Consider the following 21,453-nt stretch of genomic DNA (forward strand, 5'->3'; position numbering starts at 1 on the left):
AAGAGACTAAGCAAGTAGAAAAATGTAATTAATGCAAAAAAAATGAATAAATAATTCTGAAAAAAAACATTAGATAATGCTACACATCTGAGCAAAGTTTAGGTATATTCCACAGCTGTTTATGACAAATTGTTCTGGGAAGTTGTGGGATAGGTGTGTTAATAATTCGACCATCTAACTGTAGTGGCTTTTTTATGATATCTTTCAAAGATAGCATACAGTTATGGACAAGTTATGGCATTCACTATTTGGTAGCGAACATTAATGAAATGTGAATTGCCAATACGCTCATAACCGTAGACAAAATTGAGGATATTTACTTGCCTGTGCTGGAAATTATTGGAGGAAGTGTGAGGCAAAAAATAGTTGCTGGTAATTGGAAGATGAATGGCCAGATTCAGCAAGTGGTACAATTAGTTTCCCAAATAGAGGAATTGCTAGATGTTGATTGTATTGCACAAATTGTGATTATGCCGCCCAGCATATACATTCCACCAATAAGGAATTGTATAAGCCAAAACAAAATAGCAATAGGGGCGCAAAATGTTTATCCAAAGGATTTTGGCGCCTATACTGGTGAGATATCTGCGCCTATGCTTAAAGATTTTGGTTGCCAGTATGTTTTAGTTGGGCACTCAGAGCGCAGGCAATATTTTCACGAAGATGAAAAATTTGTGGCACAAAAATTCCACCATGTGAAAGAACATGATATGATACCTGTTCTTTGTGTTGGTGAAACCTTGCAGAAAGGGAAAGTGACATGACAGAGCAAATCATTGCCAAACAATTGCTTGCAGTGAGCGCAAGAAGTAAAGACTGTTTCCGCAATTGTGTAGTGGCATACGAACCTGTATGGGCTATAGGTACAGGCAAGACTGCAACGCCAGAACAGGCACAAAAAGTACACCAGTTCATTAGAAGTCTGGTTAGAGAAATAAATGATAGTGATGCCAAGCATTTGACAATCCTCTATGGCGGTAGTGTTAATGAAAATAACGCAAAAGCCTTATTTTCCATGCCGGATATTGATGGGGGACTAGTCGGTGGTGCATCGTTAAATGCAAAACAATTTGTGGAAATTGTGAAATGTATCAAATGATATTAATGATTCATGTTTTAATTGCTGTAATTTTGATTGGCTTGGTGCTTATTCAACATGGCAAGGGTGCTGACATTGGTGCTGCTTTTGGCTCTGGTGCCTCGAATACCTTATTTGGAAGCCAGGGTACCGGTGGATTTTTGTTTAAATTAACCGGAGGTTTAGCTTTGACATTTTTTGTCACTAGCTTGATGTTATCTTATTTGGTTTCTACTCAGTATCAAAAAGCAGAGCAGCTAGCCATCCCTCAACAAACTGGCGCGCCCGCAAATTCTGTTCCAGTGCCGGTTGAAAATAGTAAAAAATAAACTATAAAAGATGTAATCTTTAGGGTTGTCATCCTGTGATGAAATGAGGATGGCAAAATTAAAAAATTATGCCGAAGTGGTGAAATTGGTAGACACGCCGTCTTGAGGGGGCGGTGGCGCAAGCCGTGCCGGTTCGAGTCCGGCCTTCGGCACCATTTAATCGAGCAAGGTGAACTGATGCTACTGCAATATCTGCCCGTTCTCGTTTTTATTGTCGTTGCCTTGATTTTAGGTTCGGTAATGATAGGAGCAGGTTCTCTGTTTTCCAAACATAGTCCTGACAGTGCCAAAAACGCTCCTTATGAGTGCGGGTTTGGCGCATTTGAAAGCTCACACATTCCTTTTGATGTACGATTTTATCTGGTCGCTATATTGTTTATTATTTTTGATTTAGAAACTGCATTTTTTTTCCCTTGGGCCCTGGCTTTACGTAAAATTGGGTGGTTTGGATTTTACGGAATGATGTTGTTTCTTGGATTATTGGTTATAGGTTTCATATATGAATGGAAGAGAGGCGCCTTAGAGTGGGAATAACTCTTTTTCGTTTTGATTTTTAGATAGAGGTCAACAAAGGATATATCAGATACTGAGATATGGGGTTTACAAATTCCTGTCTTGACAGAGCGATAAACAAAATTCACATTTTGTGATATCCACAATGATGATCATTTTATTAGACTTTAATTAATATTTAACTGCTTAGAGGCGAACTATGGCGGTTGCAGAACTACAAAAAAAAGGTTTTGGAGTAACTTCAGTCGAAAAACTGGTGGGATGGGCACGTAGCGGTTCTATGTGGCCTATGACTTTTGGTTTGGCTTGTTGCGCAGTTGAAATGATGCATGTCGGCGCAGCGCGCTATGATTTGGATAGATTTGGCATTATTTTCCGCCCTAGCCCACGTCAATCGGATGTAATGATTGTCGCAGGAACTTTATGTAATAAAATGGCTCCTGCGCTCCGCAAAGTTTATGACCAAATGCCAGAACCTCGATGGGTTATATCTATGGGATCTTGTGCCAATGGTGGAGGATATTATCATTATTCCTATTCGGTAGTTCGAGGTTGTGATCGTATCGTCCCAGTTGATGTATATGTTCCCGGCTGCCCTCCAACAGCTGAAGCATTACTGTATGGTATTATCCAATTACAAAATAAAATCAGGCGGAAGCCTGTATTAGAAGCATAAGCTCATATCATCAAAGGTGCAAATTAGATGACAAAGAATGATTATTTGGTTAAAAAGATACAAGCTGATTTAGCAAATCATATAACCGAATTGACCACCGCTTATGGTGAAGTGACCATTGAGTGTGAGGCACAAAATTTATTGCCCATAATGCTTGAATTGAGAGATGGAGAACAGTTTTCTTTCGATCAATTGATTGATTTATGCGGAGTAGATTATTTGCTATATGGTGATTATGATTGGGAAACTGAATCTGCAACAGAACATGGATTTTCTCGCGGTGTAGAACGCCAGGAGGCAAAGGCGTATGCTTTGAATAAACCTCGATTTGCTGTAGTTTACCATTTGTTGTCTACAAAAAAAAACCATCGCCTGCGTGTTAAATTATTCGTACAAGAAACCCATTTAATAGTTCCTTCAGTCCATCATTTATGGAAGTCTGCTAATTGGTTTGAGCGCGAAGCTTATGATTTATATGGCATTTTATTTGACGGCCACCCAGATTTAAGACGTTTATTGACTGATTATGGATTTATAGGGCACCCCTTCCGCAAGGATTTCCCACTTAGTGGGGAAGTGGAAATGAGATATGATGCCAAGTTACAGAAAGTAATCTATGCGCCGGTTGATATTGTCCCAAGAGTCGTAGTGCCCAAGGTTATTCGCAATGATAATCGCTATATAGGTAATGAGGGTAGCCAAAATGATTGAATTAAAAAATTATACTTTAAATTTTGGTCCGCAACATCCTGCTGCACATGGCGTTTTACGCTTGGTTCTTGAGTTAGAAGGGGAAACAATTGTTCGTGCTGATCCACACATAGGATTGCTTCATCGAGCTACGGAAAAATTGGCTGAAACGAAACCTTATATTCAAAATATCGGTTACATGGATAGATTGGATTATGTATCTATGATGTGTAACGAACATGCCTATGTTATGGCAATAGAAAAACTACTAGGTATTGAGCCGCCCATGAGAGCTAAATACATACGAACCATGTTTGATGAAGTAACTCGTATATTGAATCATCTCTTGTGGTTAGGTGCAACCGCACTAGATATCGGTGCAATGACAGTGTTTTTATACTGTTTTAGAGAACGAGAAGATCTGTTTGATTGTTATGAAGCTGTTTCAGGGGCTCGCATGCATGCGACCTATTATAGACCAGGTGGTGTAGCGAGAGACTTACCGGATACTATGCCACAATATAAACCATCAAGATGGCATAGTGAGAGGGAGGTTGAAAAAAAGAATCATAACCGCCAAGGTAGTCTTTTAGATTTTCTATGGGATTTTACCGAGCAATTTCCTCATTGTGTGGATGAGTATGAAGCTTTATTGACTGATAATCGCATATGGAAGCAACGTACCGTAGATATTGGTGTTGTTTCACCAGAGACTGCTCTCCAGTGGGGATTTACTGGCCCTATGCTAAGGGCTTCAGGTGTAGCATGGGATTTACGCAAAAAGCAAAGCTATGCTGCTTACGATAAGGTTGACTTTGATATTCCAGTAGGAAAAACAGGCGATTGCTACGATCGATACCTGGTTCGAGTTGAGGAACTGAGACAATCAAATCGGATTATAAGACAGTGTATTGAGTGGCTAAGACGGCATCCCGGTCCAGTAAAAATTGATGATTATAAAATTGTACCTCCTCGCCGAGTAGTAATGAAACATGATATGGAAGCATTAATACATCACTTTAAACTGTTTACAGAAGGATTTTGTTTACCACAAGGTGAAGTTTATTCAGCTGTTGAAGCACCTAAAGGTGAATTTGGTATTTATATGATTTCAGATGGAGCTAACAAACCATATCGCTTGAAAATTAGAGCTCCTGGTTTTCCTCATTTGTCAAGTTTTGATGAAATGGTAAGAGGCCATATGTTAGCTGATGGTGTAGCGATACTAGCTAGTCAGGATATAGTATTTGGAGAGATAGATCGGTAAAACCTAGAGGAGAGTAGCAAATAACGAGACTACTTAATAATGCGTTGAATAGGTAGTTGCTTGCCATTGTCTATTCTAGGCTAGATGAATAGCGTCTTTGTTTAGAACGTACAAGAAATAATAAACGAGATAAAGGTTTCAAAATGTCTGATAATTCAGCAAAAATATTACATCAATTTATGTCAGCAAAACGGATGCATGAAATTGATCACTGGATAGCGAAATATCCTAAAGATCAAAAACAGTCTGCTGTAATGAGCGCTCTTCGGATAGTTCAAGAGGAACATGGCCATTTAACAACAGAACTAATGAATGCAGTAGCAGAATATTTGGAAATGCCAGCTATTGCAGTTTATGAGGTTGCAACTTTTTATACAATGTATGAGCATAAACCAGTTGGTAGACATTTAATTAATGTTTGTACCAATATTTCTTGTATGCTAAGGGACTCAGCAGGTGTAGTTGAGCATTTAGAAAAAAAATTGGGTATTCAATTGGGTGAAACAACAGAGGATGGTCGGTTTACTTTAAGGTCGGCTGAATGTCTTGGTGCCTGCGTTAATGCACCAATGATGCAAGTAGATAAAGATTATCATGAAAATCTGACTTCTGAATCGATAGACAAAGTGTTGGATCAATACCAATAAAGCAAAAAGGTGGTTGCCATGGTTGAATTAAATCAAGTTTGTTACCGCACATTTCATTTACCAGAAGCCTGGTCGCTATCTACTTATGAGGGTATTGGTGGCTACAGTGCATGGCGGAAGATTTTAAAAGAACAAACATCACCTCAATTTATAATTGAAGAACTAAAAACCTCAGCTTTGCGTGGACGCGGGGGTGCGGGTTTCCCCACTGGCTTAAAATGGAGTTTTATGAATAGAAACTCCCCTGTGCAAAAATATGTTGTGTGTAATTCGGACGAAGGCGAGCCGGGTACTTGTAAAGATAGAGAAATACTAACGTTGAATCCTCATCAACTGATCGAAGGCATGGCTATAGCTGGTTATGTCATGGGAGCAACCGTTGGATACAATTATATTCGGGGAGAATTTTGGTTTCCTTATGAGCGCACTGAAGCTGCTTTGAAAGAAGCATATGATGCTGGACTGCTGGGAAAAAATATATTGGGTTCTGGGGTTGATTTTGATCTCTATAATCATTTAGGAGCAGGTGCTTATATTTGTGGTGAGGAAACCGCTCTCCTTAATTCTATTGAAGGGAAGAAAGGTATGCCGCGCTTTAAACCACCATTTCCTGCGAATTATGGTTTATATGGTAAGCCTACAACAATAAATAATACTGAAACATTCGCTTCTGTGCCTGTAATCATGGAAAAAGGTGGTGAATGGTTTTTAAAACTTGGCAAACCCAATAACGGCGGAACAAAATGTTTTAGTGTCAGCGGACACGTCAACAAACCTGGTAATTTTGAAATACCACTAGGCACACCTTTTAAAACTTTGCTCGATTTAGCAGGTGGTGTAATTAAAGGTCGCAGAATTAAGGCTGTGATTCCTGGCGGGTCATCAATGCCAGTACTCCCTGGTGAGATTATGCTTAGTTTGGATATGGATTATGACAGCATACAAAAAGCAGGTTCAGGGTTAGGTTCAGGGGCCGTAATTATTATGGATGAAACTACCTGCATGGTAGACACCTTGTACCGGATTTCCGAATTTTATATGGATGAATCATGCGGACAGTGCACTCCATGCCGTGAAGGAACAGGTTGGTTAGTAAGATTATTACATAGAATTAAAAACGGTCATGGTGAACCTGGAGATGTGGAGAAATTAGTTAATGTGGCGAATAACATAGAGGGGAGAACTATTTGTGCGCTAGGCGAAGCAGCTGCTTGGCCCGTACAGAGTTTTATTAAGCATTTCTATGATGAATTTGAATATTTCATAAAGCATAAACGCTCGATCGTCGCAGCATAATTGAGAAGGTTAGACCATGGCTACTATTGAAATCGACGGCAAAACATTTGAAGCAGAAAACGGTAAAATGATTATTGAGGTGGCAGATGAGGCTGGAATTTATATTCCTCGTTTTTGTTACCACAAAAAATTATCTGTAGCGGCGAATTGCCGCATGTGTTTGGTAGAAGTAGAAAATGGCAGAAAACCAGTTCCTGCTTGTGCTACACCTATAACGAATGGAATGAAAGTTTTTACGAAATCAGAACAAGCTGTCCATTCTCAAAAAGTTGTTATGGAATTTTTGTTAATAAATCATCCATTAGATTGTCCTATTTGTGATCAGGGCGGGGAATGTGAATTACAAGATATTTCAATGGGATTTGGTACTGATAAATCAGAATATACAGAAACCAAACGTGCGGTCGACGATGAGAATTTAGGAACATTAATTTCTACTGAAATGACCCGCTGCATTCACTGCACTCGCTGCGTTCGCTTTGGTGAGGAAATTGCAGGGGTCAGAGAATTAGGGGCTACCGGTCGTGGCGAAAAAATGCAGATTGGTACCTATGTACAACACAGTATGACCTCTGAAGTTTCAGGAAACATTATTGATCTGTGTCCTGTAGGTGCATTAACTTCTAAACCTTTTCGTTTTAAGGCTAGGGCGTGGGAGTTAGCCCAACATGATGGTATAGCGCCGCATGATTGTTTAGGATCAAATATCCATATTCATACCAGAAGCAAAACATTGATGCGTGTTGTGCCAAGAGAAAATGAAGCAATTAACGAAACTTGGTTATCTGATAGGGACAGATTTAGCTATTTAGGGTTAAATTCAAGCTCCCGAGCTAGTAAACCACAAATAAAAAGAAATGGTCAGTGGGAAGAAGTTGATTGGGAAACTGCTTTGAAATTTACCGCAGAAGGGATGAGCCGAATTCTTAAACAATATGGTCCTGAGCAAATGGCTGCTTTCGCTTCTAGCTCTTCAACCTTAGAAGAGATGTACTTATTGCAGAAATTAATGCGAGAGATAGGGGTACAAAATATAGATCACCGGCTGCAACAAATTGATTTTAGAGATCAAACACATTTACCTGCAACATCAATAAGTACGCTGCCATATGCTGAAATAGATCATCAGAATTCTATTTTGCTAATAGGATGCAATATCCATAGAGAAGTTCCTTTAGCAGGAGTTAGGGTCAGAAAAGCTTTCCGTAATGGTGCAAAAATTTATGCGATTAACCCTGTGGATTTTGATTATCATTTTGATCTGACCGGTCGTATTATAATTTCTCCATTAGAAATGCCTATGCAATTAGCAAGGTTAGTGTTGGCGCTCGCATCTGATTTAACCTCACTTCCTGAGGAAGTTCAAAAATTGCTGATAGGTTTGGAAGTTGATAAACAAACTAAAAAAATTGCAAAAGCTCTAAAAGATGAAAAGGCTTGTTTAATTACCGGAGCTATATGTGAAAATCATCCAGAGTCGTCGTTATTGCGTACTTTGGTTTCAGTGATTCAAAAATTAAGTGGTGCCAAATTAGTAAAATTAACGAATGGCGCCAATAGTGCTGGAGCTTGTATCGCTGGCATGCTACCACATAGAACAGTAGCTGGAAAACCTATTGCAGAACCTGGTTTGAATGTTCAAGAAGCATTAAATGCTAAATTAAAAGGTTATTTCCTAATGGCCGTGGAACCAGGGTATGATTTTGCCAATCCCTATGGAGCGAGGCAGTCTATGTTGGCTGCTGAATTTGTTGTATTGTTATCAGCTTATAATCATGAGTCTATGCGTGATTATGCTGATGTTATATTGCCTATTGCCCCTTATGCCGAAACATCAGGGACCTATATTAATATTGATAATGTCTGGCAGACAGTAAAAGGTGCTATGTTTCCATTTGGTGAGTCTCGCCCTGCATGGAAAATTCTTAGAGTTTTAGGCAATTTGCTCCACTGTAAAAAATTTGATTACACTTCGACAGAAGACATTCTATCAGAAATTAAAGAGTGTGTGACTATGACAATGGAACAGGAATATAAACCTTATTATCCAGAGTCTTTGCCTGTGATTAATCAATCATTGGTAAGAGTGGGAGAATGGCCGCTCTATCGAATAGATGCTATTGTAAGGAATGCAAAAGAATTGCAATCCTGTGCAGCATCTGAATCAGCCTGTATCAGAGTTCATCCTTCAACAGCTGATAGATTGAAATTAGATGAAATTGCCACTGTATCTCAGGGCGATATTGAGATAACATTGCCGCTAAAACGTGATGAGCGCGTTGCGGTAGATGTTGTATGGGTAGCAAATGCAATGCCAGAGACAGTAGACCTTGGTCACTCTTTTGCTGCAATAACAATAAAGCGCTAGATAGGTATAAAAATGCTTCATAATATTAGCATATTAATTTGGATTATCATTAAAATTCTTGTGATTGTAGTCCCTTTACTGCTTTGCGTTGCTTATTTAACCTATGCAGAACGCAAGGTTATTGGCTACATTCAAGTTCGTATAGGTCCTAATAGGGTTGGGCTAAAAGGTCTTTTACAGCCATTCGCAGATCTTATTAAACTGATAACTAAAGAAATAATAGTCCCTACTCGATCTAATAAATATCTTTTTGTTATTGCACCCCTTTTTGCATTAGTGCCATCTTTAGCAGGGTGGGCGGTTATTCCATTTCAGGAAGGTGTTGTTTTGGCAAATATCAATGCAGGAGTATTGTACCTTTTTGCCATGAGTTCGTTAGGTGTTTATGGAGTACTCATTGCAGGTTGGGCGTCTAATTCCAAATACGCTATGTTTGGCGCATTGCGGAGTACGGCTCAAACAGTATCTTATGAAATTGCTATGGGTTTTGCTTTTGTTGGTGTTTTGCTTGCAGCAGGAAGCATGAATCTAACAGATATTGTCCTTTCACAAAAAGGAGGCATTTTGCATTGGTGGTTTATCCCATTACTTCCTCTGTTTTTGGTGTTCTGGATCGCTGGAGTTGCAGAAACCAATAGGGCTCCATTCGATTTGGCAGAAGGGGAATCAGAAATAGTAGCTGGTTTCCATGTAGAGTACTCTGGGATAGGGTTTGCTTTGTTTTTCCTATCTGAATATGCCAGCATGATTTTAATCTCTACTGTGTTGGCACTTTTATTTATGGGAGGTTGGCTATCACCTTTTGAGGGGATTACCTTTCTAGATCAAGTCTTTTTTGTCGTACCGGGATTTGTTTGGTTACTTCTAAAAATTAGTTTCTTTCTTTTTGTATACTTGTGGGTAAGAGCTACTTTCCACGATATCGATATGACCAGCTTATGCGTTTAGGCTGGAAGGTACTTATCCCTGTTACCATAGTTTGGTTGGTAGTAACTTCTTTAATGGTAGTTGCTCATGTTAAACCTTGGTTTTGACGGTTAAAAGAGAAGCTGATGAAAAAAATATATCATTATATAGCTCATTATGTCCGTTCCTATTTATTATTGGAACTGTTAGTCGGTCTATGGGTAACGGTAAAGGCTTTTTTCAGGAAAAAGACAACAATCCAATTTCCTGAAGAACAAACGCCGCTTTCTCCTCGGTTTAGAGGACTGTTAGCATTGCGTCGCTATCCAAATGGTGAGGAGCGTTGTATTGCTTGTAAATTGTGTGAGGCAATTTGCCCTGCTTTGGCTATTACAATTGAGTCTGAACCAAGAGAAGATGGCTCTCGGCGTACTACTCGTTATGACATTGATATGTTTAAGTGCATCAATTGTGGATTATGTGAGGAATCTTGTCCTGTTGATTCAATTGTCGTTACTCCAATTCATCATTATCATATCAGCGAGCGCGGTCAAAATATTATGACAAAAGAGAAATTGCTGGCAGTAGGCGATTTGATGGAACCACAACTTGCAGCCGATAGAGCTGCAGATGAAAAATACCGTTAATGGGGTGATTTATGCATGAATGGGTAATCCAAGCAATTTTTTACGTATTTGCGTTATTGGCAGTTGCATCCGCATTAATGGTAATAAGTCAAAATAATCCTGTCCGTTGTGTCTTATTTCTAGTACTAACTTTTTTTGCAAGTTCTGTACTGTGGATTTTAGCAGAGGCAGAATTTTTGGCATTAATTTTGATATTAGTATATGTCGGTGCCGTTATGACTTTATTTTTGTTTGTCGTCATGATGTTAAATATCGATATTGAAAGTATGAAAAGCCATCTAATTAAATATTTGCCATTTGGATTAATTTTAGTTGCTTTGTTAGCTGGTCTATTAATGGTTGCTATGCCAAGAGATTCATTTAAAGCTAGTGTTCAAAGCCAAGAAAAAACAATGAATGTCAGCTCACAACTGATGGACTTATCTGCTCAAGGTGAGGATGATTCATCAAGTTCTGTTTCTAACACTGAAGCATTAGGAATGGTTCTCTATACAGATTATTTCCTAGCCTTTGAAATAGCTGCAGTTATTTTATTAGTAGCTATTGTCTCGGCAATTACCTTAGTCCACAGAGGAGCAGCACGATCTAAACGGCAAGACATTACTCGGCAGATTATGACTCGGAGGGAAGATCGAGTGGAATTAATCAATATGAAACCAGAGAAATAGCTATTGGGGAATTCTTTATGATACCTGTTTATGATTATTTGATATTAAGCGTGATTTTATTTGGTTTGAGCTTTGTTGGCATCATGCTTAATCGCAAGAATATCATCTTACTACTTGTGTGTGTGGAATTGATGTTGTTGGCGGTAAATACAAATTTTGTCGCATTTTCCCACTACTATAATGATTTGGGTGGGCAGGTGTTTGTCTTTTTCATTTTAACTGTAGCTGCAGCTGAAGCAGCAATAGGTTTGGCCATAGTGATGTTGCTTTATAGAAATAGAGGCAATATTGACGTTGATAAAATGAATCATTTAAAAGGTTAAAATCGTGAGTATCCAACAACTTTCTCTAGTAATTGTTTTAACTCCTCTGATTGGCTCTGCCATTGCAGGTTTTTTTCGCAACCAAATAGGTCGGGTAGGCGCTCATACTGTAACTATTTTGGGAGTGGCCATTTCATTTATTTTTTCAATATTTCTCGCTTGGAATATATTTGGGGGGTTAATTCCAAATTCAAGCTCAGTCGTGTATCACTGGGCTAGTGGTGGTTCTTTATTCCCATATGAATTTAATATTGGTTTTTTAATTGACCCCCTAAGTGTGGTCATGTTAGTCATAGTTAATTTTGTCTCTTTATTAGTGCACATTTATAGCATTGGTTATATGGCTGATGATGATGGCTACCAGAGATTTTTTAGCTACATCTCCTTGTTTACTTTTATGATGTTAATGCTTGTCAGTTCTAATAATTTCTTGCAACTATTTTTTGGATGGGAAGGGGTAGGGTTGGTATCTTATCTGCTAATCGGATTTTGGTATCAAAAAGAATCAGCTATCGAAGGGAGCTTGAAAGCATTTCTTGTAAATCGCGTAGGAGACTTCGGATTTGTATTAGGAATTGGATTGCTGTTTGCTTATACTGGAAGCCTTGATTATGAAAAAGTTTTCAGCAGCGCAAATTATTTGGCAAGTCAACATATTGAATTATTTAGTGGTCATTCTTGGTCTTTGATTACAGTAATTTGTTTGCTACTTTTTGTCGGCGCTATGGGTAAATCAGCACAAGTTCCCTTACACGTCTGGTTGCCCGAATCAATGGAAGGTCCCACTCCTATTTCAGCTTTAATCCATGCAGCCACTATGGTTACTGCTGGCGTCTTTATGATTGCTCGTATTTCTCCATTAATGGAATTATCAACAGTTGCATTAAGCACGGTATTAGTAATTGGAGCAACTGGAGCGCTATTTACAGGAATATTGGCTTTGGTGATGAATGATATTAAACGAGTAGTAGCTTATTCAACATTATCGCAACTCGGCTATATGATGGTTGCAATGGGTGCTTCAGCTTATAGTGCTGGTATATTCCATTTGCTCACGCATGCATGTTTTAAAGCATTACTATTCCTTGGTGCTGGTTCAGTCATAATTGGTATGCATCATGAACAGGATATGCGTAAAATGGGTGGTTTGTGGAATAAAATGCCTATTACTTATGTAACTTATGTTATAGGCAGCTTGGCATTGTGTGCGTTCCCTCCTTTCGCCGGTTTTTATTCAAAAGATACGATCATTGAAGCAGCACAGCTTTCCCAGATACCAGGCAGCAGTTATGCTTATTTTTGCGTGACTGTTGGAGCTATGGTTACTGCTATGTATACTTTCAGATCATTGTTTATGACATTTCATGGTAAGCCTCGTATGGATGAGCACACCTTAAGTCATGTTCATGAATCCCCTTGGGTGGTTTGGTTGCCATTAGTTTTGTTAGCCATCCCATCCATAGTTTTAGGTTATATACTGTACATGCCAATGTTATTTAATACCTCCAGTGTATTAAGTTCATCGATTTTTGTTTTGCCACAGCATAATGTTTTGGCGGAGTTAGCTCACGAAGTGACTTCCCCATTTGAAAGTGCAGTGCATTCGATTTATTCACTAACATTTTGGGTCGCTATACTAGGCGTGATCATTGCTTGGGTATGTTACATTGCTATTCCAACTATTCCTGCTTATTTGGCTCGACGTTTTTCAATAATTTACGCAATTCTTGTAAATAAATATGGCTTTGATCGTTTTAATGAGCTTGTTTTTGTAAAAGGAGCAAGGGGATTAGGAAGTACCTTTTACAACATTGGAGATCAAAAATTAATTGATGGTGCGGTCGTCAATGGTAGTGGACGTCTAGTTCGCTGGTTTTCTAAAATAGGACGAAACCTACAAAGCGGCTACCTCTATCATTATGCAACGGTAATGATATTTGGTTTATTAGCTTTTCTATGCTGGTTGATACTAGGCTGAAGGTAAGGTGAAGGTATGCATTATTTGCTCAATTTGTTAATTTGGTTGCCGATACTGGGTGGGGTTTTTGTTCTGCTAACAGGTGATGATAAAAACCCTAATGTATCGCGTTATTTAACGTTATTTACCATAGTACTGTGCTTATTATTGTGCATACCATTAATTGCAGGGTTTGATTTGCAATCATTTAGCATGCAATTCATAGAAGAAATTCCCTGGATGCCAGCTTTAGGGATTAATTATAGCCTTGGAATAGATGGTTTATCTTTATTACTCATTGTATTGTCTATTTTTACTAACTTAATAGTGGTACTGGCTACCTGGGATAGCATTAGAAAAAGAGTATCGCAGTATCTGGCTGCCTTTTTAATTATGCAAGGTTTATTGGTTGGTGTATTTTCTGCACTGGATGCAATAGTCTTCTATATATTCTGGGAGGCAACGTTGATCCCAATGTACTTGATTATAGGTATTTGGGGATCTGATAACCGTGTTTATGCAGCGATTAAATTTTTCCTGTATACATTTTTAGGCTCAGTCCTTATGCTGGCTAGCTTCTTGTATATGGGCTACGTTGCTGGATCTTTCAAGATCGAAACATTTTATGCTATTAAATTAGGAATGACAGCTCAAACATTAATTTTTATTGCTTTCTTCCTAGGCTTTGCGATAAAAATTCCAATGTTTCCTGTTCATACTTGGTTACCAGACGCTCATACAGAAGCTCCTGCAGGCGGCTCTGTAGTGTTGGCAGCGATTTTATTAAAATTAGGGGCGTATGGATTCATTCGTTTTTCTCTTCCAATAGTGCCAGATGCATGTAGCAAATATGCTGCTCTAATGATTGCGTTATCCCTAATTGCCATAGTTTATATAGGCTTAGTAGCTATTATTCAGAAGGATATGAAAAAATTAATTGCATATTCTTCTATTTCTCATATGGGATTTGTGACATTAGGATGTTTTGCTGTGTTTGTAATTGCACGTCATGCTGGATTAAATAATGCTGGCTTAATTTTAGAAGGCGCAATTGTAATTATGATATCGCACGCATTTGTCTCAAGCGCAATGTTTGCTGGTGTAGGATATATCTATGATAGGATGCATACACGACTACTGGCAGATTTTGGTGGGATAGTTAACACGATGCCAATCTTTGCTTCCTTTTTCATGCTTTTTGCTATGGCTAATGCTGGTTTACCAGGAACATCAGGATTTGTTGGAGAATTTATGGTGATAATAGGTAGTATAAAAGCTGGTTTTTGGGTGGCTTTTTGGGCTGCCACTACTTTGATAATTGGCGCAGCTTATACTTTATGGATGTACAAACGAGTTATTTTTGGACCAATAGCAAATGAAAAAGTAGCCGCATTAAAAGATATATCAGGCTTTGAATTAAGCGCTTATGTATTACTTGCTTTAATGGTCATTGCTCTAGGGGTCTATCCAAAGCCTATGTTAGAGTTTGTTCATCAAAGTGTAAGTCATACTTTGGCATTAGCAGATAAATCAAAATTGTAACAAAGGATTCAGATTGCAATTAAGCACTATCTGATTCTATAGCAAGGTTAACTATGATGACATTACTTGAAAATATCCATGTAGCAACTCCAGAGATGATTATTTTGACTACTGCATGTATGGCGTTGCTTGCTGATCTATTCTTTAGACATAAATTGAAATCAATAGCTTTTTACATTTCCTGCATTGGAATTGTGATATCAGCTTTAGTTAGCTACCTTTTCATAGGTGGTTTTAAGGTTCTTATATTAAATGGGCTTTTTGTAAGTGATGACATAAGTCATTTGATGAAATTATTTATTGACATCACTGTATTGTTAAGTTTTATGTACTCACGAAGTTATTTGGATGAACGCCAAATACCTTCTGGTGACTATTATGTTTTGGGATTGTTCTCAACTTTAGGTATGATGACTCTAGTGTCTGGACATTCTTTATTATCTATTTACTTAGGATTGGAGCTAATGTCATTACCGTTATATGCAATGACAGCTATCAGAAGAACAGATAGTGATGCTTCTGAAGCCGCAATGAAATATTTTGTAATGGGTGCTATTGCGTCTGGTATGTTGTTGTATGGAATTTCTCTGGTTTACGGTGCCACAGGAAAGCTGGATTTATTGGATATTGCAAATGCTATAGCCATAAATTGGCAGCAACAAAATGCTCTTTTTACCTTTGCCATGGTATTTATATTAGCAGGTGTTGGTTTTAAATTAGCGGCTGTTCCTTTCCATATGTGGGCTCCGGACGTATACCAAGGTGCACCAAGTTCTGTAACTCTATTTATTAGTACTGCTCCTAAAATTGCAGCACTGGGAATGGCACTTAGAATATTAACTATTGGTCTAGTTGATATAACTGTGCAGTGGCAGCAAATCATCCTAGTGATGGCTTTGCTTTCTACAGGGTTAGGCAATATTCTTGCTGTAATTCAAACTAGAATTAAGCGATTGTTGGCATATTCTGCGATTTCCCATATAGGGTATGCTTTGTTTGGAATTTTGGCAGGTAGCTCCGCAGGTTATGCTGCAGCATTATATTATATTTTGGTATACGCAATAATGTCTGCAGCGGGTTTTGGTTTAGTTGTATTAATGTCAAATCATGGAATGGAGATTGATAGTGTTGATGATCTAAAGGGCTTGAATAAAAGGAACCCTTGGTTAGCATTTATGATGCTATTAGTTATGTTTTCGATGGCAGGTGTACCTCCAACTGTTGGTTTCTTTGCAAAGTTGCTTGTGTTAAAAGCATTAGTTGATGTGAATATGATTTGGTTAGCTGTGGTAGGTTTGTTATTTACCGTAGTAGGTGCCTATTACTATTTGCGCATCGTCAAAATTATGTATTTTGATCAGCCAGAACAAGAGAATCTGGTGTCGATTAGTGGAGGCAAGACATTAGTTTATTCTCTTAATTGTCTTTCTTTGCTGTACTTAGGTATTTTTCCAGGTGCATTAATTGCCGCATGCATTAACGCATTTGCAAATTAATTTACAAACTTTAGTAAAAGTACTTGCTTAGAGCCCCAAGTCCCAGTATACTTTCCTTCAGTTGACGCGGGGTGGAGCAGCCTGGTAGCTCGTCGGCTCATAACCCGAAGGTCGTAGGTTCAAATCCTGCCCCCGCTACCAATATTAGAAAACCCCATTTATGGGGTTTTTTATTATGCTAAACAGGGTACTGTCAGAATTTGAGTCAGTTATCAGGCTTGGGCGAGTGCGCCCTTTTTTTGTTTATAAATACTATGATAAAAGATGAGTTAGTACAGCTTTTAGAGCCTATAATTAACAGCATGGGGTATGAACTTTGGGGTTGTGAATATCTTTCTCAAGGGAAACATTCATTATTGCGGATCTATATTGATAAACCAGATGGAATAGGAATTGATGATTGTCAGGAAGTTAGTAAGCATGTCAGCTCTTTACTTGATGTGGAAGACCCTATTCCAGGGCATTATAGTTTAGAAATATCATCTCCTGGAATACCTCGGCCGTTATTTAGTATCTGGCAATATCAGCGTTATATTGGACATGAAATTCAGGTAAAAACTTTTAAGCCAGTTAGTGGAAAACGTAAGTTATCGGGTACTATTGTTTCAGCATCTGAGAACGCAGTAGTATTGGATATAAATAATGAACATCAAGAAATACTTTTATCAAATATTGTGAAAGCAAATTTGACAGTCTAGAGAGGCGAACAATGAGCAAAGAATTGTTATTAGTTGCTGAGGCATTATCAAACGAAAGAGGTGTCAGTAAAGACGTTATTATACTTGCCATTCAGGCTGCACTGGAATCTGCAACTCGAAAGATCCTAGGGTTAGATATAGGAGTACGCATCAAGATCGATCCTAAAACAGGTGAGTATGAAACATATAGATATTGGGATGTAGTTAATGAAGATGAGTTAGAGTATCCAGATCGCCAACTAACTTTAGAACAAGCAAAAGAACGTAATCCTTCAATAACAATTGGTGGTCGCATTGAAGAAAGCATACCCTCTATAGAATTTGGCCGAATTGAAGCCCAAACAGCGCGACAAGTTATCATGCAAAAGGTGCGTGAGGCTGAGCGGGAATTGGTAATAGACCAATTTCGTAGTAAGCTTGGACAATTGGTTTATGGAACGGTTAAAAAAGTAACTCGTGATAATGTTATAATTGACTTGGGAGGTAAAGCAGAAGCATTTTTACCACGCTCTGAAATGCTACCTCACGAAATGTTTCGTCCCAATGATAGAGTTCGTGCGTATTTATACGAAATTACCCCACAAGCAAGGGGACCACAATTGTTCGTAAGTCGAACACGGAATGAAATGCTTATTGAATTATTTCGTATTGAAGTGCCTGAGATTGGCGAAAACATAATAGATATCAAGGCTGCTGCTCGTGATCCAGGAAATAGAGCAAAAATCGCTGTCAAAACGAATGACGGACGCATCGATCCAATTGGCGCTTGTGTCGGTATGCGTGGGGCTCGAGTTCAGGCTGTTTCTAGTGAATTAGGTGGTGAACGTGTGGATATTGTTCTGTGGGATGATAATCCAGCACAATTAGTAATAAATGCGATGGCTCCAGCTGATATAACGTCTATTGTTGTTGATGAAGATACTCACACTATGGATCTGGCAGTGGCAAAAGAGCAATTATCACAAGCAATTGGACGGAATGGGCAAAATGTGCGTTTAGCTAGTCAGTTGACTGGTTGGACATTAAATGTAATGACTACCGAGGAATTTGAAAATAAGAATCAAGAAGAATCGAGTAAAATAGTTAATCTATTTACCAGTGCCCTAGAAATTGATGAAGAAATAGCCTCATTGTTGGTGGCTCATGGATTTTCTTCTCTTGAAGAAGTAGCTTATGTTCCTAAAGAGGAATTGTTGGCTATTGAAGAATTTGATGAGGAGATCGTTGAAGAATTACGGAATAGAGCTAATGATAAGTTGCTGACAATGGCGCTTTCTTCAGGTAAAGGCTTATCAGGTACTCCGGATGATACACTTTTAAGTATGGAAGGGATGACAGAAGATTTGGCAAATAAATTAGCAAGTAAAGGAATTACCACAATGGAGGAGTTAGCAGAGCAATCTGTAGATGAATTAATAGAAATTGAAGGTATCACTGAAGAAAAAGCGGGTGCCTTAATAATGAAAGCAAGAGAACCATGGTTTCAATAATGGTATTAGATATTTAGAGGGTCTGTTGATATTTTCTTAGTAGCTTAAGCTGAAAATCTTGATTTAAGCAGAACATGCATGACATGTGAGCAACAAAATACAAAAGAACACGGTTTTTCAGCCAAGATAGTAGAAATGCCAATAACTCTTAGATAATGTTAGACGTATTTAAAATAGATTCAGCTTTATAAAAAGTTGCTGAGAGGGGATTAAAATATGGCGGATGTGACGGTTAAACAATTAGCTCAAGTCGTTGGTATCCCGGTTGAGCGCTTATTGAACCAGTTACAGGAAGCAGGGTTATCTTTTACCGATGATCAACAGACTGTGAATGAAGAGCAAAAAAGGATCTTACTTAATCACTTAAAAGGTAGTTCCAGCCGTGATATTGGTGCTGCACCTGAAAAAATAACTTTAAGACGTAAAAGCATGTCTCAAGTCACTGTTGGGCATGATATTCATAGCGGAAAAACAGTTAATATTGAGGTTCGAAAGAAAAAAACATTTATAAAAAGAAGTCCTGTTGTTGAACAGCCTGAAGCTGAAGTGTCAGTTACGCCCCCAGCGCTGCCTTCTGCTGCATCAGGAGAAACCATTCATGAAGCAGTACCGACTGAAGAAATTTCAATCACTAGCGAATTACCCGCTGAAATTCCTGAGGTAGAAGAGAGCGAAGAAACGAACGCTACAGAGACAGTAGCCTCAGTGGAAGAATGTAAAGAAACTCCAATAGTGGAAGAAGGGAAAGGTCCAGAGGTGAAAACAGAAGAAGGAGGAGAGCCATTAGATATTTTAGGGCCTGATGTTCTTGAAGACACTGCCGAGATTTCTGAGGTTATACCGTCTGTTTCTAAGAAAGAAGAATTTAAAACAGAAAAATCAAATAAGAAAAAACACATTGAGCCATCTGACTCAGATGTCTCTGAATTCAAAAAAGGTAAGAAAAAACCAAAGTACCAAGTTTTTGACAGAGATGATGAGGAGCAAGAAATACATAGGCGTGGTGGACGTAGTAAATTCAAAAAGCGTAAAGGTACTGAAAAATCAGATAAATACAGAGAAGCTGAAGAGTCGTTAACTCATGGCTTCGCATTACCTACTGCCCCAATTGTCAGAGAAGTTCTTATTCCTGAAACAATCACTGTGGCAGAACTGGCCAAACGCATGTCAGTAAAAGCGGCTGAAGTAATCAAGATAATGATATCGCTAGGGGCAATGGCCACAATTAATCAGGTCATCGATCAGGAAACCGCTGTTATAGTTGTAGAAGAAATGGGGCATAAACCTGTAGTTATCAAAGAGGATGCCATAGAAGCTGGTTTGGGCGAAGTCATTTCAAAAGGCACTAAAACGGAATCAAGAGCTCCTGTTGTTACAATTATGGGACATGTTGATCACGGTAAAACCTCTTTACTTGATTACATCCGTCGTACCAAGGTTGCAGCTGGTGAAGCAGGAGGTATTACGCAGCATATAGGTGCTTATCACGTTAGTACACCAAAAGGCGATGTTACCTTTTTAGATACCCCAGGACATGCTGCATTTACTGCAATGAGAGCTCGCGGTGCACAAGCAACTGATATAGTGGTTTTGATAGTGGCAGCTGATGATGGTGTGAAACCTCAGACCATAGAGGCAATTCAACATGCCAAAGCAGCCAAAGTGCCTATAATCGTTGCGATTAATAAAATGGATAAACCTGATGCAGACCCTGAGCGAGTTATGAATGAATTATCAGTTCATGAAGTAATTCCTGAAGCATGGGGTGGTGACACCATGTTTGTTAATATTTCTGCAAAAACTGGCATGGGTATCGACGATCTGCTGGATGCCATTTTACTGCAAGCAGAAGTGTTAGAATTAAATGCTGTGACGGATGGCGCTGCTAAGGGAGTGGTTATCGAATCTCGCTTGGATAAGGGACGTGGTCCTGTTGCAACTGTTTTGGTCCAAAGCGGAACCTTACATAAAGGCGATATCCTATTGGCTGGATTCCAGTATGGACGTGTTCGAGCATTAGTCGGAGATAATGGAGATCTGGTAGACAGTGCTGGCCCATCTATTCCTGTTGAGGTATTAGGGCTGTCGGCTATTCCTCATGCTGGCGATGAAGCAGTTGTTGTTTCTGATGAGAAAAAGGCTAGAGAAGTTGCTTTATTCAGGCAAGGTAAATTCCGCGATGTTAAATTAGCAAGACGCCAAAAAACATCGATAGAAGGTATCATGGAAAACATGACAGCCACCGAATCTAAGGTATTGAACATTGTATTAAAAGCCGATGTTCAGGGGTCTTTGGAAGCTATTTCGGATGCCTTAGTCAAGCTGTCAACTGATGAAGTGAAGGTAGAAGTGATATCCAGCGGTGTTGGAGGAATAACTGAATCTGATGTCCATCTTGCTATAGCTTCTAATGCTATTTTAATAGGATTTAATGTGAGGGCAGATAGTACGGCCAAGCGCCTAGCGGAGCAAGAGTCTGTATCTATTCATTATTACAGTGTTATTTATGATATTGTGGATCAGATTAAAGGCGCTTTAACTGGTATGCTTGCTCCTCAATTTAAGGAAGAAATTATTGGTATCGCTGAAGTTCGAGATGTTTTCAGATCACCAAAACTTGGTGCTATTGCAGGATGTATGGTGATTGAAGGCGCAGTAAAACGCAATAATCCGATTCGGGTATTACGATCCAACGTGGTTATTTATGAAGGAACATTAGAGTCATTAAGACGCTTTAAAGATGATGTTTTGGAAGTGCGCCAGGGTTTTGAATGTGGTATTGGTGTGAAAAATTACAATGATGTAAAACCTGGTGATTTAATTGAAGTATTTGAGACAGTTGAAGTTCAACGTGATTTATAA

17 protein-coding genes, 2 tRNA genes and 2 pseudogenes are annotated in these 21,453 nt (G+C 38.7%); all 21 read left to right on the plus strand.

What is annotated here, in order from left to right; all coding sequences use genetic code 11:
* Window positions 1–350: 350 nt before the first annotated feature.
* Window positions 351–1,099, plus strand: a pseudogene (gene tpiA, locus OK13_RS00980) (triose-phosphate isomerase).
* Window positions 1,087–1,407, plus strand: coding sequence for a preprotein translocase subunit SecG (secG, locus tag OK13_RS00985; protein WP_035886673.1), 321 nt, complete (start codon window positions 1,087–1,089; stop codon window positions 1,405–1,407). The pseudogene tpiA and the gene secG overlap by 13 nt, the downstream one beginning before the upstream one ends.
* 70 nt (window positions 1,408–1,477) lie before the next feature.
* Window positions 1,478–1,562: transfer RNA gene (locus OK13_RS00990), tRNA-Leu, on the plus strand.
* A gap of 22 nt (window positions 1,563–1,584) precedes the next feature.
* On the plus strand, window positions 1,585–1,941 hold the full coding sequence (locus tag OK13_RS00995; protein WP_035886821.1) for an NADH-quinone oxidoreductase subunit A: 357 nt from the start codon (window positions 1,585–1,587) through the stop codon (window positions 1,939–1,941).
* A 178-nt stretch (window positions 1,942–2,119) separates the two neighbouring features.
* On the plus strand, window positions 2,120–2,596 hold the full coding sequence (locus OK13_RS01000; protein ID WP_035886677.1) for a NuoB/complex I 20 kDa subunit family protein: 477 nt from the start codon (window positions 2,120–2,122) through the stop codon (window positions 2,594–2,596).
* Window positions 2,597–2,623: 27 nt separating this feature from the next.
* Window positions 2,624–3,307 (plus strand): NADH-quinone oxidoreductase subunit C, encoded by a 684-nt coding sequence (locus OK13_RS01005; protein ID WP_035886678.1) that lies wholly within the window; start codon window positions 2,624–2,626, stop codon window positions 3,305–3,307.
* On the plus strand, window positions 3,300–4,553 hold the full coding sequence (locus OK13_RS01010; protein ID WP_035886680.1) for an NADH-quinone oxidoreductase subunit D: 1,254 nt from the start codon (window positions 3,300–3,302) through the stop codon (window positions 4,551–4,553). Before OK13_RS01005 ends, OK13_RS01010 begins: the two co-directional genes overlap by 8 nt.
* Before the next feature lie 143 nt (window positions 4,554–4,696).
* Window positions 4,697–5,200: an NADH-quinone oxidoreductase subunit NuoE gene (gene nuoE / locus OK13_RS01015; RefSeq protein ID WP_035886681.1), complete on the plus strand. Its 504-nt coding sequence runs from the start codon at window positions 4,697–4,699 to the stop codon at window positions 5,198–5,200.
* Window positions 5,201–5,218: 18 nt separating this feature from the next.
* Complete coding sequence (nuoF, locus tag OK13_RS01020) at window positions 5,219–6,496, plus strand: NADH-quinone oxidoreductase subunit NuoF (protein ID WP_035886682.1); 1,278 nt, start codon at window positions 5,219–5,221, stop codon at window positions 6,494–6,496.
* A gap of 16 nt (window positions 6,497–6,512) precedes the next feature.
* Complete coding sequence (gene nuoG / locus OK13_RS01025; protein WP_035886688.1) at window positions 6,513–8,864, plus strand: NADH-quinone oxidoreductase subunit NuoG; 2,352 nt, start codon at window positions 6,513–6,515, stop codon at window positions 8,862–8,864.
* Between the two features lie 12 nt (window positions 8,865–8,876).
* Window positions 8,877–9,799: pseudogene (locus OK13_RS01030) on the plus strand (complex I subunit 1/NuoH family protein); the annotation flags it as partial.
* Window positions 9,800–9,916: 117 nt separating this feature from the next.
* A complete protein-coding gene (gene nuoI, locus OK13_RS01035) occupies window positions 9,917–10,417 on the plus strand; it encodes an NADH-quinone oxidoreductase subunit NuoI (protein WP_035886696.1) in 501 nt (166 codons plus the stop codon).
* 11 nt (window positions 10,418–10,428) lie between these two features.
* Window positions 10,429–11,085 (plus strand): NADH-quinone oxidoreductase subunit J, encoded by a 657-nt coding sequence (locus OK13_RS01040; protein WP_035886701.1) that lies wholly within the window; start codon window positions 10,429–10,431, stop codon window positions 11,083–11,085.
* A gap of 17 nt (window positions 11,086–11,102) precedes the next feature.
* Window positions 11,103–11,408, plus strand: a complete 306-nt coding sequence (nuoK, locus tag OK13_RS01045) for an NADH-quinone oxidoreductase subunit NuoK (RefSeq protein ID WP_035886703.1) — start codon at window positions 11,103–11,105, stop codon at window positions 11,406–11,408.
* 4 nt (window positions 11,409–11,412) lie between these two features.
* Complete coding sequence (gene nuoL / locus OK13_RS01050) at window positions 11,413–13,386, plus strand: NADH-quinone oxidoreductase subunit L (RefSeq protein ID WP_035886706.1); 1,974 nt, start codon at window positions 11,413–11,415, stop codon at window positions 13,384–13,386.
* 15 nt (window positions 13,387–13,401) lie between these two features.
* Window positions 13,402–14,907 carry a complex I subunit 4 family protein gene (locus OK13_RS01055; RefSeq protein WP_035886713.1) on the plus strand — a complete coding sequence of 502 codons (1,506 nt, stop codon included), beginning with the start codon at window positions 13,402–13,404 and terminating at the stop codon, window positions 14,905–14,907.
* Between the two features lie 53 nt (window positions 14,908–14,960).
* Entirely contained in the window at window positions 14,961–16,403 is a 1,443-nt protein-coding gene (gene nuoN, locus OK13_RS01060) for an NADH-quinone oxidoreductase subunit NuoN (protein WP_035886720.1), read from the plus strand.
* 65 nt (window positions 16,404–16,468) lie between these two features.
* A tRNA-Met gene (locus OK13_RS01065) sits at window positions 16,469–16,544 on the plus strand.
* A gap of 113 nt (window positions 16,545–16,657) precedes the next feature.
* Window positions 16,658–17,101 (plus strand): ribosome maturation factor RimP, encoded by a 444-nt coding sequence (gene rimP, locus OK13_RS01070; protein WP_035886825.1) that lies wholly within the window; start codon window positions 16,658–16,660, stop codon window positions 17,099–17,101.
* 11 nt (window positions 17,102–17,112) lie between these two features.
* A complete protein-coding gene (gene nusA, locus OK13_RS01075; protein ID WP_035886726.1) occupies window positions 17,113–18,591 on the plus strand; it encodes a transcription termination factor NusA in 1,479 nt (492 codons plus the stop codon).
* A 216-nt stretch (window positions 18,592–18,807) separates the two neighbouring features.
* Window positions 18,808–21,453: a translation initiation factor IF-2 gene (infB, locus tag OK13_RS01080; protein ID WP_035886728.1), complete on the plus strand. Its 2,646-nt coding sequence runs from the start codon at window positions 18,808–18,810 to the stop codon at window positions 21,451–21,453.

The organism is Legionella norrlandica (genome assembly GCF_000770585.1).
Lineage (GTDB): Bacteria > Pseudomonadota > Gammaproteobacteria > Legionellales > Legionellaceae > Legionella > Legionella norrlandica.